The 15,811-nt window shown below is 71.4% G+C and carries 15 protein-coding genes; 3 read left to right on the plus strand and 12 right to left on the minus strand.

Translation table 11 applies throughout. The features are described from left to right. Positions 1–17 precede the first annotated feature (17 nt). Complete coding sequence (locus CHC08_RS51560) at positions 18–650, plus strand: DAK2 domain-containing protein (protein WP_089208587.1); 633 nt, start codon at positions 18–20, stop codon at positions 648–650. A gap of 96 nt (positions 651–746) precedes the next feature. On the opposite strand, the gene CHC08_RS18640 is transcribed toward CHC08_RS51560, so the two are convergent. After that, positions 747–1,358, minus strand: coding sequence for a GntR family transcriptional regulator (locus CHC08_RS18640; RefSeq protein ID WP_245878401.1), 612 nt, complete (start codon positions 1,356–1,358; stop codon positions 747–749). 60 nt (positions 1,359–1,418) lie between these two features. On the opposite strand from CHC08_RS18640, the gene aceE reads away from it, so the two are divergent. After that, positions 1,419–3,878, plus strand: coding sequence for a pyruvate dehydrogenase (acetyl-transferring), homodimeric type (aceE, locus tag CHC08_RS18645; RefSeq protein ID WP_245878402.1), 2,460 nt, complete (start codon positions 1,419–1,421; stop codon positions 3,876–3,878). 172 nt (positions 3,879–4,050) lie between these two features. Here the strand turns inward: aceE and CHC08_RS18650 are convergent, their stop codons facing one another. After that, complete coding sequence (locus CHC08_RS18650; RefSeq protein ID WP_245878403.1) at positions 4,051–4,242, minus strand: hypothetical protein; 192 nt, start codon at positions 4,240–4,242, stop codon at positions 4,051–4,053. 206 nt (positions 4,243–4,448) lie between these two features. On the opposite strand from CHC08_RS18650, the gene CHC08_RS18655 reads away from it, so the two are divergent. Next, a complete protein-coding gene (locus CHC08_RS18655) occupies positions 4,449–5,063 on the plus strand; it encodes a TetR/AcrR family transcriptional regulator (protein ID WP_089208591.1) in 615 nt (204 codons plus the stop codon). Here CHC08_RS18655 and CHC08_RS18660 read toward each other — a convergent pair. The 10 genes from CHC08_RS18660 to CHC08_RS18710 form a co-directional block, all read right to left on the minus strand. After that, on the minus strand, positions 5,020–6,147 hold the full coding sequence (locus CHC08_RS18660; protein WP_218825360.1) for an MSMEG_0565 family glycosyltransferase: 1,128 nt from the start codon (positions 6,145–6,147) through the stop codon (positions 5,020–5,022). The two genes, CHC08_RS18655 and CHC08_RS18660, sit on opposite strands and share 44 nt — an antisense overlap. Next, positions 6,144–6,977 (minus strand): carbon-nitrogen hydrolase family protein, encoded by an 834-nt coding sequence (locus CHC08_RS18665; protein WP_089208592.1) that lies wholly within the window; start codon positions 6,975–6,977, stop codon positions 6,144–6,146. The genes CHC08_RS18660 and CHC08_RS18665 overlap by 4 nt, the downstream gene beginning before the upstream one ends. After that, complete coding sequence (locus CHC08_RS18670) at positions 6,974–7,834, minus strand: carbon-nitrogen hydrolase family protein (protein ID WP_089208593.1); 861 nt, start codon at positions 7,832–7,834, stop codon at positions 6,974–6,976. The genes CHC08_RS18665 and CHC08_RS18670 overlap by 4 nt, the downstream gene beginning before the upstream one ends. After that, positions 7,831–9,285, minus strand: a complete 1,455-nt coding sequence (locus CHC08_RS18675) for an MSMEG_0567/sll0787 family protein (RefSeq protein ID WP_218825361.1) — start codon at positions 9,283–9,285, stop codon at positions 7,831–7,833. The genes CHC08_RS18670 and CHC08_RS18675 overlap by 4 nt, the downstream gene beginning before the upstream one ends. A 76-nt stretch (positions 9,286–9,361) precedes the next feature. After that, positions 9,362–10,456 (minus strand): MSMEG_0568 family radical SAM protein, encoded by a 1,095-nt coding sequence (locus tag CHC08_RS18680; protein ID WP_089208594.1) that lies wholly within the window; start codon positions 10,454–10,456, stop codon positions 9,362–9,364. A gap of 10 nt (positions 10,457–10,466) precedes the next feature. Continuing rightward, positions 10,467–10,991, minus strand: a complete 525-nt coding sequence (locus tag CHC08_RS18685; protein ID WP_089208595.1) for an MSMEG_0572/Sll0783 family nitrogen starvation response protein — start codon at positions 10,989–10,991, stop codon at positions 10,467–10,469. Beyond that, the gene (locus tag CHC08_RS18690) at positions 10,988–11,851 is read right to left on the minus strand and encodes an amidohydrolase family protein (RefSeq protein WP_218825362.1); all 864 of its coding nucleotides are present in this window, start codon (positions 11,849–11,851) and stop codon (positions 10,988–10,990) included. Before CHC08_RS18690 ends, CHC08_RS18685 begins: the two co-directional genes overlap by 4 nt. A gap of 14 nt (positions 11,852–11,865) precedes the next feature. Further along, positions 11,866–13,176, minus strand: a complete 1,311-nt coding sequence (locus CHC08_RS18695; protein WP_089208596.1) for an MSMEG_0569 family flavin-dependent oxidoreductase — start codon at positions 13,174–13,176, stop codon at positions 11,866–11,868. Beyond that, positions 13,173–13,490 carry an MSMEG_0570 family nitrogen starvation response protein gene (locus CHC08_RS18700; RefSeq protein ID WP_089208597.1) on the minus strand — a complete coding sequence of 106 codons (318 nt, stop codon included), beginning with the start codon at positions 13,488–13,490 and terminating at the stop codon, positions 13,173–13,175. Before CHC08_RS18700 ends, CHC08_RS18695 begins: the two co-directional genes overlap by 4 nt. 863 nt (positions 13,491–14,353) lie before the next feature. Further along, positions 14,354–15,316 carry a threo-3-hydroxy-L-aspartate ammonia-lyase gene (locus CHC08_RS18710; protein WP_089208598.1) on the minus strand — a complete coding sequence of 321 codons (963 nt, stop codon included), beginning with the start codon at positions 15,314–15,316 and terminating at the stop codon, positions 14,354–14,356. Between the last annotated feature and the right edge of the window lie 495 nt (positions 15,317–15,811).

The raw sequence follows: 15,811 nt of genomic DNA on the forward strand, positions 1-15,811 counted from the left end.
GCGAAGGGACAGCCGTCATGACCACTCTCACCGTGCCCGAAGTCGGCGCCATCCTCGACCAGGCCCTGCTGACGCTGGCCGGGCAGCGTGACCATCTCCGTGATCTCGACGCGGCGGTCGGGGACGGTGACCTCGGCATCACCGTCGACAGGGGTGCCGGCGCGATCCGGGCCGCGTTGGCCGAGACGCCGCCCGACACGTTCGGCGCGCTGCTGCGAACCGCCGGTACGGCGTTCGCCGGAGGCAACCCGTCGACGATGGCCGCGCTGGTGGGCACCGGCCTTCTCGCCGCGGCGAAGGAGGTGGACGGTGAGCGCGAGCTGAGCCCGGAGGTCGCGGTACGGATCGGGGACAGCGCTCAGCGGCGCATCGCGGAACGCGGAAAGGCCGGCCTGGGCGACAAGACCGTGCTCGACGCACTCGCTCCGAGCGTGGACGCGCTGCGGAAGGCGGGGGAGGGCGAACGACTGGCGGCGATGATCGCGGCGGCTCGCGAGGGTGTCGAGGCGACGACGGACCAGCCCGCGCGCAAGGGGAGGGCGGCATGGGTCGGTGAGCGGGGCACCGGCCACCCGGACCCCGGCGCCACCGCGTACCTGCTGTTCCTGGAAAGCCTGCTGTCGGCGGTGACGGAGCGGGCACCGCGGTAGCGGGCGGTCTCGCCGCTCCCGCGATGTCAAACGTGCCGTCGATACGTGCACCGGACGACAACGACGTCGAGATCGAGGAGCGGAGGCCGGATGTGATCAGTTAAGCGGGGCGTAGCCGAGGACGTGGTCGCGGAGCAGGGCACCCGCGTCGGGGTCCCTGCGTTCGAACGCCGCCATGAGCGGCTCGTGGTCGGCGGCGTTCTCGCAGGGCCGCATCCGGAACAGCCGGACCGACAGGTGCGTCCACACCTCGATGCCGAGCGACTCCCACACCGCCAGGAGCACGTCGTTGCCCGAGGCTTCGACGATCTCGCGGTGGAACGCGACGCCATGGCGTACCTGGTCGACCATGGAAGAGGCGGCCGCGGCCCGGTGCAGGCCGGCGAGGTGGACCCGCAGCGCCTCGACGGGCGGGTGACGCAGCCGTACGGCCGTCTCCTCCAGGCCCGCCCGTACCTCGTAGATCTCGCGCAGGTCGGTCGCGGTGAGCCGGCGGATCCGCGCGCCCTTGTGCGGCGACGACTCGACGAGCCGGAGCGCCTCCAGCTCGCGCAGTGCCTCGCGCACCGGAGCCTGGCTGACGCCCAGCTCCGCCGCCATACGCCGTTCCACCACGCGGTCACCGGGCCCCCACCGGCCGCTGATCAGGCCATCGAGTACGGCCTGCCGGATCTGATCACGCAGCGGGGGTCGTAAGACAGGTTTCACGAACCCAATGATGGCAGATGCAAACAACCGATGATCGATCATTGGGTGTTTAATGGTGATATGGAGAAGGATATTGACCCGCAGGAGACCGCGGAATGGCTGGAATCGCTAGAGGCGGTCCGCCGGGCGGCAGGCCCAGAACGGGCCGAGTACCTGCTGAAGCGGCTGGCCACGAGCAGCCGCTACATCAACACCGTGCCGACGTCGGAGGAGCCCGGCTACCCCGGTGACCTCGAACTGGAAGAGCGGATCGCGGCCTACGACCGGTGGAACGCGGCGGCGATGATCACCAGGGGCAGCCGGCTCGGGCTCGGCGGTCACCTGGCCACCTATGCCTCGGCCGCCTGGCTGTACGAGGTCGGGTTCAACCATTTCTTCCACGGCACTCATGACCAGGTGTACTTCCAGGGCCACGCGTCCCCGGGCATCTACGCCCGCGCGTTCCTGGAGGGACGACTGACCGAGGACCAGCTCGACCTGTTCCGGCGCGAGCCCGAGGGCGGGCTGCCGTCGTATCCGCATCCGCGGAGCATGAGCGGGTTCTGGCAGTTCCCCACCGTGTCCATGGGCCTCGGGCCGCTCAACGCGATCTACCAGGCCAGGTTCAACCGCTACCTGCACAACCGCGGCATCAAAGACACCTCGCTCAGCCACGTATGGGCCTTCCTCGGCGACGGCGAGATGGACGAGCCCGAGTCCACGGCGGCCATCACCCTGGCCGCCCGCGAAGGGCTGGACAACCTGACCTTCGTGATCAACTGCAACCTGCAGCGGCTCGACGGGCCGGTGCGCGGCAACACCCGCATCGTGCAGGAGCTCGAAGGCGTCTTCAGGGGCGCGGGCTGGCACGTCGTCAAGGCGCTGTGGGGCGCCGAATGGGACGGGCTGCTCGGTTCGGACGAGCTGGTGTCCCGGCTGAGCGAGATGCCGGACGGGCAGTTCCAGACCTTCGCCACCTCGACCGGGGACTACATCAGGCAGCATCTGTTCCACGGGCTGGACGTGCCGTACTCCGATGAGGACCTGCGGCGCATCGTCGGCGGTTCGCGGGCCGGCCACGAGCCGCGCAAGGTGCACGCCGCCTACCGCCGGGCCCTCGACCACCAGGGCGCGCCGACGGTGATCCTCGTGCAGACCGTCAAGGGATGGACACTCGGGGCCGGGGTGGAGGCGCGCAACGCCAACCACCAGATGAAGAAGCTCACCCAGGACGAGTTCAGGGCGCTGCGCGACCGGCTCGGGCTGCCGGTGCCGGACGAGGCACTCGACGCGGACCTGCCGCCGTACCTGCACCCCGGGGCCGACTCGCCCGAGGTCCGCTACATGGCCGAGCGCCGCCGCGCCCTGGGCGGGCCCATCCCCAGCCGAACCGTCTCCCACCAGCCGCTGCCGGCGCCGCCCGAGCGGCCCTTCCAGTCCCTGGAGAAGGGGTCCAAGCAGCCGGTGGCCACCACGATGGCCTTCGTCCGCCTGGTCAAGGACCTCATGAAGGAGCCGGAGACCGGGCGCCGCTGGGTGCCCATCGTGCCCGACGAGGCCAGGACCTTCGGCATGGAGTCGCTGTTCCCCACCGCCAAGATCTACTCGCCGCTGGGCCAGCGTTACGAGTCGGTCGACCGGGACCTGCTGCTCTCCTACCAGGAGGCGGTCGACGGCCAGCTCCTGATCGAGGGCATCACCGAGGCGGGATCGATGGCGTCGTTCACGGCCGCCGCCACCAGCTACGCCACCCACGGCGAGGCCATGATCCCGTTCTACATCTTCTACTCGATGTTCGGCTGGCAGCGGACCGGCGACCAGATGTGGGCGCTGGCCGACCAGCTCGGCCGCGGATTCCTGATCGGCGCCACCGCGGGGCGGACCACGATGACCGGCGAGGGGCTGCAGCACGCCGACGGGCACTCCCAGCTGCTCGCCTCCGTCAACCCCGCATGTCTCGCCTACGACCCCGCCTTCGGCTACGAGGTCGCGGAGATCGTGCGCGAAGGGCTCCGGCGCATGTACGGGCCCGACGGCGAGGACGTCTTCTACTACCTCACCCTCTACAACGAGCCGCTTCCCCAGCCCGCGATGCCCGAGGGCGTGCGCGAGGGCATCCTCAAGGGCATCTACCGTTACTCCTCCGGCGGCGGCCAGGCCCATCTGCTCGCCAGCGGCACCGCGATCCACTGGGCGCTGGCCGCGCAGCGGATGCTCCAGGAGGAGTACGGCGTGGGCGTCGACGTCTGGTCGGTCACCTCGTGGAGCGAGCTGCGCCGCGACGCGATGACCTCCACCGGAGTGCCGTACCTCCAGCAGGCCCTGGCCGGGACCGAGGGCCCGGTGATCGCGGTCAGCGACTGGATGCGCGCAGTGCCGGATCAGATCAGCCCGTGGATCGACCGGCCGTGGACCTCCCTCGGCACCGACGGGTTCGGCCTCTCCGGCACCCGGGAGTCCGTACGCGAGCACTTCGGCGTCGACCCGCGTTCGATCGCCGACACCGTGCTCAAGTCCGTCGAGGAGTCCGGCCGGCGATGACCGGCCCGGCTTGACCACCGCCGAGGCCGAGCCGTCCGGGTGCCGTCCACCTGCGCGAGGACGACACCCGGACGCCCGCCGGGCGGAGGGAGAGCGATCCGGAGGCCCTGCTCGCCGAGCAGGGCCTCCGGATCACCCGGGTCCGCCGGAGTCGGCTACGGGAGGACCGGGCTCAGTCTTTCTGGCGGGCGAACAGTTCAAGGTGGGAGCACCGGACGCAGCGGAAGGCGTCAATGATCAAGCGCGGTTTTCCCAGCCGCCTGGCACCGCCGAACAGTCCGCGCTTCAGAGTGCCCTCGATCCAGCGGCTGTACCCCTGGGAGTGCTCACCGCCGTCCTCGATGAAGCCCGGTTCCAGATCCACGCTGTCACATTGAGTGCATCGCATGCCCGTATTGTGCCAGCGATCTCTCCCGCGACCAGGCCATGCGGTCTACGGCTCCCTACGGCTCCCACGCGACCCGGACACCCGGGGTGCGCGGGGGAAGCCGGTCATCGGGGCCTCACCGGTCAGGGGAGAGCCAGGGCGCCTAAAATGAACTGGGAAGTCCATTTTTAGGAGCGAGAACCATGCACCGGTCCCTTACACCGAAGGGCGAGGCCACGCGGGCGCGCATCATCGAAGGAGCCGCCCAGGTGCTTCGGGAGAGCAACGTCGTCTCCGCCACGCTCGACGACATCCGGCAGCAGACCGGCACGAGCAAGAGCCAGCTGTTCCACTACTTCCCGGAGGGCAAGGACCAGCTGCTGCTCGCCGTCGCCCAGTACGAGGCGGATCGGGTGCTGGACGACCAGCAGCCGTACCTCAGCTGTCTCACCTCCTGGGACGCGTGGTACCAGTGGCGGGACGTCGTCGTCGAGCGGTACCGGTCGCAGGGGGACACCTGTCCCCTGAGCGCGCTGTTTCTGCAGATCGGCCGCACCACACCGGGTGCCCGGGCCGTCGTGGTGGAACTCCTGAAAAGATGGCAGGCCGAGCTGGCCGCCGGCATCCGGGCGATGCGGGACGGCGGTCACCTTCCGGCGTCGTACGACGTCGACGAGGCCGCCGCGGCTCTCCTCGCCGGTGTGCAGGGAGGAGTGTCGATCATGATGTCCACCGGGCGGTCCACCCACCTGGAGGCCGCGATCGACGTCGGGATCAGGCATCTGCGGATGGGTGGCCGGGAGCTCGCCCGGCCGTGAGCCCCACGTAGAAATCCAGGTGCCGCAGGGCCGCGGCCTCCCAGGTATGCCGGGCCGCGAGCGCGCGGCCCTCGGAGCGCCGCAGGGGGTCCGGGCCGTCCAGGGCGTGCCCGAGCTCCGCGGCGAGCGCGTCCGGGCCGGCGGCGAAACGGGCGGCGGACCCGAAGACCTCGCGCAGGACGGGCAGGTCGCGGACGACCAGGGGAACGCCCGCCGCGAGAGCCTCCATCGCGGCGAGTCCGAAGCCTTCCTTGGTTGAGGGGAAGGCGAAGGCGTCGGCGGCGGCGACGAGCGAGGGCAGGTCGCCGTCCGCGACGGTGCCGAGGACCACCGGTTCGACGCCGAGTTCGGCGGCACGGGCCTCCCATCGGACGCGGTAGTCGCGGTAGTCGAAGAGGGTCTCGCCTCCGGCGATGACCAGGCGCACCTCGGGATGGCGCACGCGGAGCAGCGCGTACGCCTCCAGCAGGTCCAGCGATCCCTTGCGGGGTTCGATCCCGCCGACGGCGAGGATGTAGCGGCCGAGCCGGGCCTTCCACCGAGCCCGGGCCGCGATGTCCTTCGCGGCCGAGGCGAACCGCTCGTAGGCCACGCCGTTGGGGATGACCTGAGCCGTGATGTTCCAGCCGTCGGCCAGTTCGGCGGCGACGGTGCCGGAGACGCAGACATGCGCGTACGGGGTGACGATCGCCCGCTCGTGGCAGGTGGCCAGTTCGGGGGTGGTGAAGTGGTCGAGGTGATGGACGGTGCGTACGCACCGTCCCACGGCGTTGGCGCTGATGCAGTCCTGGGCGTGCACGATGTCGTAGCCTGCCGGGTCGAAGGCGTCGCGCAGGGCGGTGATGGAGCGCAGCACACGCTCCCCGACGGTCTCACCGGGCCGGTCGGGGAATGGCACGACACGTTGCCGGACGGCCGGGTCGACCTCGCGGAAGAACCCGGCGTCGCCGCCCCGCCCCAGGGTCCACACGGTGACCCGCTGGCCGGCCGCCGCCAGTGCCTCGGCGAGGGCGAGGGTGTGCACGACGCCGCCCCGTGGCTTGGTGGAGTAGCTGAGCAGGGCGATGGACAGGGGAGCCGTCATGCGTTCCCCCGGTAGGCGCCGGGCCGTCGCTCGTCCAGATGACGCAGGATGCGCCGGGCTCGGTCGATCTCGGCCGCGACGTCGATCTCGGCGACGGCGAGCCCGGCCTTGGCCCAGGTCCGTGCGAGGACGTCGCCGCCGGGCCCGACCACCTTGGCCTGGCCGAGGAAGCGCATGCCGCCCATGGCGCCGGTCTGGTTGGAGGAGGCGAGGACCACCTGGTTCTCGGCGGCGCGGGCCTGGTCGTACAGGTCGAAGAGTTTGGCCTGGCGGTCCTGCGCCATCCGTGTGGCCCGGTTGGTGATGCTGGTGGGCCAGGCCGACAGACAGGCCAGGATCTCGGCCCCGTCGAGGGCGAGGCTGCGGGCCGACTCGGGGAAGGTCTTGTCGTAGTCGATGAGCATGCCGATCCGGCCGACGGGCGTGTCGAAGGCGTCGAACCGGCCGCCGGGGGAGTAGGCCGCGACCTCCCCGGCCGGCAGATGGACCTTTCTGTGCCTGCCGAGGACGCCGTCGCCGCTGACGCAGACGGCCGCGTTGTAGCGGTCCGCGCCGTCGGCCTCGCAGTACCCCACGCAGACCGTCATCTCGGCGGCGAGCGCGGAGACCCGCAGGATGAGCGGGTCGTCCGGCTTGAGGGCGGGCGGCAGCGCCTCGGGATCCGGATGGCGCAGGTCGGCGAGGTAACCGCCGAGGGCGGCGTCGGGCAGCACCAGGAGCCCGGCGCCCTCCCTGCGCGCGTCGTCGATGATCTTGGCGATCCTCGCCAGGTCGAACTCCAGGTCGCGGCCGAAGTGGGCGGCCGCGGCGGCGATCCGGACGGCGCTCATGCGGGGACCGCTCCCGCGGCGTGTGACAGGGGCGGATAGGCGTCGGGCCGCCGGTCCCGCAGGTGGCCCATGGCGCGCCGGGCCGTCTCCAGAGCCCTGGTCACGTCGATTTCGGCGATGGCGACTCCGGCGCCGACCCCGGTGTCGGCGAGGATGTCGCCGCCGGGGTCGACGACCTTGGCGCTCGCGACGAAGCGCAGCGTCCCGAAGGTGCCGGACTGGTTCGCCGACAGCCACACGATCTGGTTCTCCAGGGCCCGGGCCCGGTCGAAGAGGTCGAACCGGCGCTTCCAGCGGTCCTGTGCGAGGTCGGGGGACGCGCCGGTACGGGACCCGGGCCAGGCGGAGACGCACACCCCGATCTCGGCGCCGTCCAGGGCCAGTGCCCGGGCCGACTCGGGGAAGGCCTTGTCGTAGCAGATCATCATGCCCAGCCGGCCGAGTGGTGTGTCGAAGGCGTGGAAGCGGTCGCCGGAGGAGTAACTGGCGTCCTCGCCGAGCGGCTGGTGCACCTTGCGGTGGTTGCCGAGGACGCCGTCCCCGTTGACGCAGACCACGCTGTTGTAACGGCGTGTTCCTTCGGCCTCGCAGTAGCCGGCGATCACCACCATGTCGCCCGCGAGCGCGGTCAGGCGACGGATCTCGGGTCCGTCCAGGGCAAGGGCAGGCGGTCCCTCGTCGTGTTCGGCGTCGTCGTCCAGGCTGAGCAGGTAACCTCCGAGACAGGCCTCCGGAAGGGCGAGGAGCCGGACGCCTTCCGCCTGGGCCTGCTTGATCAGCCTTTCGACGATGGTGAAGTCCTCCTCCAGGTCGCGGCCGAACTCCGCCGCGACGGCGGCCATGCGCACCGTACTCATGCAGTCCCCATTCCGGTCACCGCATCGGTGACAGCCTCGGTCAGTTCGCCGTCGGGCCAGCGCAGCCGTACGCCGTGGCCGGCGGTCAGCTCCCCGCATTCGCCGCCGACGGCGGGACCGGCCCGCAGGGCGGGCCCGCCTCGCTCGTCGGCGGTGAGCATCGCGAAGCCGGGGAAACAGCTCAGCCAGTCTCCCAGGGACGCACCCTCGGGGCGGGGCACGGCGGCGACATCGAGGATCGCCGCGCAGCCGCTCGCCTCGGCGAGCATGCCGAGGGTGCCGGCGATCCCGGCCATCGACACGTCCTTGGCGGCGGCGGGCCGGGCGGCGGCCACCGCGCCCAGCATCAGGCGCAGCTCCTCACCGCTGCGGGAGGTGGTCGAATCCCACTGGCGGCCCCGGTGCCCGGCCCGCCAGGTGCCGCCGAGGTCGGCGGTGAGGCGGACCCGGTGCCCGGGTCTTCCGCCACCGCCGGGCACGGGATGGTCCGTGCGGCCGAGTGCGGTCACCGCGAGCGCGGCCGGGACACCGAGCTGGGTGTGACCGCCCAGCACCGGCACCCCGTACGCCGCGGCCGCGTGCCGCAGTCCGGCCAGCACGCGTGCGGCGTGCGAGGCGTCGCGCGCGCCGACGGCGTCGAGCAGTCCGACCGGGGTCGCGCCCATCGCCGACAGGTCGTTGACGTTGACCAGGACCGAGCACCAGCCGGCCCACTCCGGTTCCCGCTCGACCATGGACGGGACGATGGCGTCGCAGGCGGCGACGAGGTCGCTGCCGGGCACGGGGGCGCCGTCGTCGCCGACGAAGCCGGGGCCGCCCGGGGCGAGCCCCGCCAGGAGCGGGCCGAGCGCGGACTTGGTGGCCGCCGCCTGGGCCGCGATCCGGCCGATCGGCCGGCGCATCAGCACGTGCGGGGTGCCGGCGACCGTGACCGCTCGCACCCGCCGCCAGCCCAGCCGCCGGAACGGCGTCTCGTTGCGCGCCTGGACCGTCGCCTCGAAACGGAGCACCCCCTGGGCCTCGGCTCGGGCGCAGGCGGCGCGGACGAGAGCCGCGCCGACTCCCTGCGGGCCACGTGCGCCGGCGGCGACCACCAGCCGTCCGCCCGTCCACCAGCCGAGGTCCGGCCCCTCCCCGACGGGGCCGAGCCGCACGCCGCCGACGACAGAGCCGTCCCGCCCGCGGGCCACCAGGACGACGGTGCGCGGATCGGCGTCGTGGTCGTCGAGGTCGTGGTCGTCGAACAGCCCCTGCTCGTGGACGAAGATCTGCCGTCGCAGCCGCCGGTAGGCGTTCAGGGTGGCAGGGTCGCCGGCCTCCTCGATGCGGAAGCCCGGCTGTCGCGCCAGAGTGCTGCGGTCGCCGAGCAGGGCGAGGATGTCGTCCATCACGGCCGCGGCGGAGGCGGGAAATCCTCCGTCGAGCCCGGCGGCGGCGTGGAGTCCGCTCATGCCGGCCTGTTCCGCGGCGCCGGGTGTCGACGGCGCCGTCCTGCCGCCGTCCTGCTTCCGGGAGCATTCATCGCGTTCACCCACCCGCCGTCCGCAGCACGCTGCACGCGCCGCATGCCGCGCAGCCGGCCTTCTGGTCGGCACCGGACATCCCGGCGGCGCGTAGTTTCAGGGCGACCTGTTCGGTGACGTGGCGCAGCAGTCGCGGGCTCGGGGCGCCGATGCCGTCGTGGGCCGCGAGAGTGCCGCGCATCGGGCGGAACGGAACGACGAACGGATACACCCCACGGTCGATCAGCCGGCCCGCGCCGGCGATCAGCTCGTCGGGGTCCTCACCGAGGCCGACCAGCAGGTACGTGGAGACACGGTTGGACCCGAAGATCCGCACGGCCTCGTCCCAGGCCGCCTCGTACTCGGCCATCGGCACCGTGGACTTGCCGGGCATCCAGCGGTGGCGCACCTCCTCGTCCAGTGCCTCGGCGTGGATGCCGATGGCTGTGGCCCCGGCGTCGTGGAGCTCGCCGATCCAGGACAGGTCGCCGGGGGGCTCGCACTGCACCTGGATCGGCAGGCCGGGTACGGCCTCCAGTACGGCTCGCACGCTGCGCGCCAAGGCGCGGGCACCGCGGTCGGGGCCGACGGTGGTGCCGGTGGTCATCACCATCTGCCGCACGCCGTCGAGCCGGACCGCGGCCTCGGCGACCTCGGCGAGCTGCGCCGGAGTCTTGGCGGCCACCGTCGCGCCCGAGCGCAGCGACTCCTCGATGGTGCAGAAGCGACAGCGGTCGGGCTCGGCGTAGCGGATGCAGGTCTGAACGACGGTGGTGGCGAGCACGTCCGCGCCGTGCAGGCGCGCGATCTGTTCGTACGGCACGCCGTCGGCGGTCGTCAGGTCGTAGAACTTCGGTCGGCGGACGGTCTGGAGAGTGAGTCCGGTGTCCTCGTCGCCGAGCCAGACCCTGCCGTCGCGGACCGTGTAGGGGCTGCCGGGGTTGGTGGGAAGGGCGGCGTTGGCACCGTCCACGAGGACATGGCCGTCGTCGCTCGGCCCCGCGCCGTCGGGGCGGCGGACAGGGGCGTCCATCTGGACGCCGTGCAGGGCGAGTTCGGCGCGTGTGGCGATCCGCACGTCCACCGCAGTGCCCCCGATGCCTCCGGTGCCAACGCTCATGTCGTCTCCCTCAGAGCTGGTAGGTCGAGTTGATGATCGCGCCCTTGCGCGCGTAGTAGATCAGGGCGTCCTGGACGTCGAGCGGATGGGCGGGGATGACACCCTCGATCAGGTCCTCCTCACGGGCGCCGTGCAGGGAGAGCCCGAAGCGGCAGCAGTAGACCTTGCCGCCCTCGGCGATGAAGGTTTTCAGCTGGTTGTTGATGTTGTGCTCACCGGGGAAGGCGGAGTTGCCGGTGGTGGGGAAACCGCGGGTGGCCAGGCAGTTGAGGGAGCCGGGACCGTAGAAGTAGATGGCGGTCTCGAAGCCCTTGCGCAGCGCGCGGGTGGCCTGCAGGACGGCGACGAAGCTGACGGAGGACTCGTGAGCGAGGCCGTGGACGAGGGTGAAGTAGGTCTCGCCGTTCTCGGCCTGGTAGTCCGGGAAGATCTTGGTGCTGCCGTAGATGCTGGAGCCGTCGGCCAGGGAGGGGTGCGGGATCTCGTTGATGCTCTGCTTCTCGAGGTCGTTGAGCTCGATGGCGGCGTCGGTCATGGTGTCTCCTCGTGGTGTCGGGTGAGGCGTGGGCGGTCGTAGAGCGCGGTGAAGGTGTCGTGGAAGACCAGCTCGCCGAGCTCGCCGTCACCGGCCGCGGCGCTCATCCGGGCGTACTCGCCCGCGAAGTCGCCCCACGGCTGGTCACTGGCGAAGAGCACGCGGTCCTGGCCGATACCGCGGCGCTCGATCTCCCGGGCGAGCCAGTACGGCGCGAAGCCGATCGCCCAGGAGAGGTCGGTGTAGACGCGCTTGCCGGCCGCGATCCAGTCGAAGAACCGGGAGCCGGCGAGCTTGATGTGGCCGCTCATGCCGCCGCCGAAGTGAACCAGGTGCACCGGCACGCGGTCGGCGTACCACTCCACCAGGTGGCCGACCTCGTCGATGTCGGAGGCGGCACCGGGGGAGGTGTGGACATGGACGACCAGGCCGAGGCGTTCGGCCTCGCGGAAGATCCGATCCAGCGGTGGGCGGCAGGCCGGGTCGGTGACGCGGCCGCCGAGCAGGAAGCTGAGCTTCAGCGCCCGTACGCCCTCCTCGCCGGCCAGGGCGAGGGCGCGCGCGGTGCGCTGCTCGTCCTGCGGGCGCGGGGAGACCCACAACCCGGCGCGGATCCGGTCGTCGGTCTGGGCGGCCTCGATGACCAGCTCGTTGAAGGAGAAGGCGATGTCCGGGTCCGGGACGCCGTAGTTGGGGATGATCAGGGCTCGTTCGACGCCCTCGGCGTCGAGGTCGGCGATCAGTTGCTTGATGGTGGCGCGCGCGGTGGTGGCGGGGCTGACGGCCGGTCCGCCGTAGAAGGGGTGGGCGGGCAGCACGCCCAGGTGGCGGTGTGCGTCGAAGATCTGTCGCGTCGTCACGGCGGTGTGCTCCTTCAGCCCACGGGAAGCGCGGAGGCCAGTGACGCGGGGGCGCCGGTCAGCGCGCCGCAGACGTCGGCGAGCCGGCGCGCGGCGTCGATGTGGCCGGCCAGGAACTCCGCGTCCCTGCCCACCGCCTCGAATCGCCCCGAGCCCCAGCTGTACTGCCAGGGCAGGCCCAGGAAGTACAGGCCGGGGCAACCGGTGGCGCCGCGCCAGTGCATCGGGTAGCCGCGGCCGTCGAAGGCGGGTATCTCCATCCAGCGGTGGTCGCGGGTGAAGCCGGTGGACCAGATCACCGAGGTGATCCCGGCCTGCCGCAGGTCACGGTCGTGCGGCTGCTCCGACGGCTCCCACACGGGTACGTACCGGGGCTCGGCCGGTGCCCTGATCCCGTGGGCGTCGATGTGCGCGTCGATGGCGTCCTTGATGCCCTCTGCCACCGCGTCGGCGTGGTCGAGGTTGCCCTTCAGGTCGTCGGCGAACTCCAGCGCCGTGCCGTCGATGCCGGTCAGCCGCCCGTACAGGCGCATTCCGTCCCGGGCGAAGGCGCGCAGGTCGATGTCGCGGCCGCCACCGCGGCCGGTGACGTAGTGGTTCACCCGCATCCGTACGGCGTCGGCGTCGGCGAACGCGTCGATGCCCTTGGCGTAGTGGCCCATGTCGTCCAGCCAGGCGACGCAGTCGCGCCCCCGGTAGAAGCGGGCGACGCGCGGTGCGCCGCCGACGGCCAGGTGCACCTGGCGACCGGCGAGATGCAGGTCCTCGGCGATCTGGCAGCCGGACTGGCCGGTGCCGACCACCAGGACGGCCCCCGCGGGCAGCCGGTCCGGGCTGCGGTATCGCGAGGAGTGCAGCTGGGTCACCTCGGACGGCAGTCGCTCGGCCATCCGCGGGATCGACGGAGTGTGGTATGGGCCCGCGGCCACCACGACCTGATCCGCCGTCAGGTCGCCGGCGGTGGTGGACAGTTCGAACGTACCGGTCACCGCCCTCCGTAGCCTGGTGACGGTCACCCCCTCCACCAGCGGCGGAGCGAAGAAGGACACGTAGTCCTCCAGGTAGCGCACGATCTCGTCCCGGGCCATGAACCCGTCCGGGTCCGGGCCTGAGTAGGGGAAACCGGGCAGCCTGCACTGCCAGTTGGGGGTGACCAGGCAGAAGGTGTCCCAGCGACGCTCGCGCCACTCGTGCCCGACCCGGTTCGCCTCGATGACGACGTGTTCGATGCCGCGCTCGCGCAGGCAGTAGCTGACGGACAGGCCTGCCTGGCCGCCGCCGACGACGGCCACGGGGTAGTGGGCACCCGCCAGGTTCGCGCTCACCGCTCACCTCCGTCAGGGAAGGCGTCCGCGGGGAGCAGGGCCTCCACGGTCGCCATCGCACCCGGCACGGAGAGGTACGAGGCGGCGGTGCTCTCGATCTCGGCCAGCTGACCGGCCGCCCTGGTGCACGCGAAGCCGTACTTCGCCCTGACCCGCTCACTCGCGATGCCCAGCGCCTGCCGGCTGCGGTCCACGAAGTGGGCCAGTGGGTAGGCGGTTCCCGAGGAGAGGAAATCCTCGATTACTGTTGAGGGAGAGTAGTAACGCTGGATCGCACCGTCCGGCCAGCGCACCCGGAAATACATCTCAGGCATGAGGTCCTCCAGGCAGGGCGCCGAGGTTCTGACGGACCTCGCCGCTGCTCATGGGAACCAGTTCAGCCAGGGCTTGTTGCCGATCCGTGACATCCGGAATAAAGACGCGTTAGCGAGTTCTCACGCGTATAGGCCGTGCCCGGAGAGGCGGTCTTCGAGAAGGTCGGAGGAGAAGCGGAGGACGCGCGCCCACCGTCAGTAGAAGTGCCGCAGGCCGGGCCACAGCGCCGACCAGGGCTTGGCCGTGCCGGAGCAGAGCGCGATCGGAGCGTTCTGCTCCTCGTTGTCCACGCCCTGGCCGTAACGTGGCCGTGGAGACCATGTGGCCGACCGCCAGGACAAACGCCGCCGCGCAGAACGCGGCGATCATTTGCGCGCGGCGCCCCCCGCCCAGTTCGCCGGCCACCAGCGCGACCACGAGGACCGTCGCCACGCAGGCGAGCGTCGAGATGATCCGCAGTCCGGCGGGGGTCTCCGAAGACCGCGGTGACCGCCCGCACGATGAGAGGGGTCAGCGGCGGCTGGTCCACGTAGCCCCACGCGGGATGGTCACCGGCGACCATGAAGTACAGCTCGTCGCGGTGAAAACCGTAACGCTGGGAAAGTCCGGTCAGCAGTCCGGCGAGCCCCACCATCACCGCGACCACGGGAGCGGTCGCGAACGCTGCCCGCCCGCCGGTGACCGGCACGTCCGACCGCGCAGCGCTCATTTCAGGATCTTCCCAATTCGGGGTATACGGCGCTACCCGGAAGACCTGACCGTTTCCTGCCAGTGTCCGGCCGTCACCCCGTACCTCGGAGCCCCCGCCGGACCGGTCGGCATCATCCCCGATCGCTCCCGGCTTCGCCGTGCGGCCGGGGGTTCAGGAGGCCGTCAGCGACGCGAAGCGGTCGAGGTCGATGTTGCCGCCGCTGACGATCACGCCGATCCGTCGCCCGCGCAGTTGGGCGGCGAGTTTGCGGACGGCGGCGAAACCGAGACAGCCGGTGGGCTCGACGACGATCTTCATGACGGACCCGAAGATCCTCATGCATTCGACGAGCTCGGTGTCGGTGACGGTGAGAATGTCGTTGACGTCGCGGCGGATGATGTCGAACGTGTGGGTGCCGAGGTGCTGGGTCTGCGCGCCGTCGGCGATGGTCTTCGGGGTGTCGATGTGGACGATGGCGCCCTGGCGCAGGGACCGCTGGCCGTCGTTGCCGGCTTCGGGCTCGACGCCGTACAGCTCACATCCGGGCGACAGCGCCTTGGCCGACAGCGCCGTGCCGGCGAGCAGCCCGCCGCCGCCCAGGGGCACGAAGAGCGCGTCGAGGTCGCCGACCTCGTCGAACAGCTCCCTGGCCGCGGTGCCCTGACCGGCGATCACATGGTGGTGGTCGTACGGCGGGATCAGGGTGAGGCCGCGCTCGGCGGCAAGAGCACGGCCGATCTCCTCCCGGTCCTCGGTGTAGCGGTCGTAGGTGACGACCTGCCCGCCGTAGCCTTTGGTCGCGGCCACCTTCGCGACCGGTGCGTCGTGGGGCATGACGATCGTGGCCGGGATGTCCAGCAGCCGGGCGGCCAGGGCGATCGCCTGGGCGTGGTTGCCGGAGGAGTAGGCGACCACGCCGGCGCGTCGCTGCTCGGCGGTGAACCGCGACAGGGCGTTGAACGCGCCGCGGAACTTGAAGGCGCCCATGCGCTGGAAGTTCTCGCACTTGAACACCACGTCGGCGCCGAGGTCTTCGTTGATACGGCGCGAACGCAGCACCGGCGTGCGGTGAGCGTGTGACGCGATGCGCGCGGCGGCGCTCTGGACGTCGTCGTAGGTCGGTGACTGGGGCATTTGCCTGACTCTCTTCGGTTGGTCCGCCCGGCGCGACGCACCGGATCACCGCGCTGACGGCGCGCCGGACCAGCCCTCGGACGTACGCCCCGACCGCCCACACGGAGATCACAGACGCCCTGACCGCGGGTGACCCGGACCATCAGGTCTACCGGCAGGACGAGGGCCACGACAAGTCCGCGGGGGACCGGCGCGCCCCGGCCGGTTCCCGCTCCGGGATGGGAACGGCGACCGGAAGGCCGCGGGCCGACGGTGACCAGGAGGCTCAGGCCGGGGTGACTTTTCCGGTGATCTCCGACGAGCCCGAGCACGTCGGTCGAATCGACGATCTCAACGCTTTCCAGGGCCGCCACGCGGGTCCGGATCATGTGTTCGATCAGTGGACGGCTCACGCCGAACACGATGATTCCGGAGGGCGCGGGCCGGAGGAGACGACCGTCGAGGTAGGTGCGAAGATCGGCCTGGGCGTCCCCGCGCGGAACACCGGTCGCTGTC

The sequence above is a fragment of the Streptosporangium subroseum genome (assembly GCF_900188345.1).
GTDB classification, from domain to species: domain Bacteria; phylum Actinomycetota; class Actinomycetes; order Streptosporangiales; family Streptosporangiaceae; genus Streptosporangium; species Streptosporangium subroseum.

What these genes read in the sequence shown, in the direction of transcription:
- CHC08_RS51560 (WP_089208587.1), top strand. Translation starts at nt 18, where the DNA reads ATGACCACTCTCACCGTGCCCGAAGTCGGCGCCATCCTCGACCAGGCC.
- aceE (WP_245878402.1), top strand. Translation starts at nt 1,419, where the DNA reads ATGGAGAAGGATATTGACCCGCAGGAGACCGCGGAATGGCTGGAATCG.
- CHC08_RS18655 (WP_089208591.1), top strand. Translation starts at nt 4,449, where the DNA reads ATGCACCGGTCCCTTACACCGAAGGGCGAGGCCACGCGGGCGCGCATC.
- CHC08_RS18660 (WP_218825360.1), bottom strand. Translation starts at nt 6,147, where the DNA reads ATGACGGCTCCCCTGTCCATCGCCCTGCTCAGCTACTCCACCAAGCCA.
- CHC08_RS18665 (WP_089208592.1), bottom strand. Translation starts at nt 6,977, where the DNA reads ATGAGCGCCGTCCGGATCGCCGCCGCGGCCGCCCACTTCGGCCGCGAC.
- CHC08_RS18670 (WP_089208593.1), bottom strand. Translation starts at nt 7,834, where the DNA reads ATGAGTACGGTGCGCATGGCCGCCGTCGCGGCGGAGTTCGGCCGCGAC.
- CHC08_RS18675 (WP_218825361.1), bottom strand. Translation starts at nt 9,285, where the DNA reads ATGAGCGGACTCCACGCCGCCGCCGGGCTCGACGGAGGATTTCCCGCC.
- CHC08_RS18680 (WP_089208594.1), bottom strand. Translation starts at nt 10,456, where the DNA reads ATGAGCGTTGGCACCGGAGGCATCGGGGGCACTGCGGTGGACGTGCGG.
- CHC08_RS18685 (WP_089208595.1), bottom strand. Translation starts at nt 10,991, where the DNA reads ATGACCGACGCCGCCATCGAGCTCAACGACCTCGAGAAGCAGAGCATC.
- CHC08_RS18700 (WP_089208597.1), bottom strand. Translation starts at nt 13,490, where the DNA reads ATGCCTGAGATGTATTTCCGGGTGCGCTGGCCGGACGGTGCGATCCAG.
- CHC08_RS18710 (WP_089208598.1), bottom strand. Translation starts at nt 15,316, where the DNA reads ATGCCCCAGTCACCGACCTACGACGACGTCCAGAGCGCCGCCGCGCGC.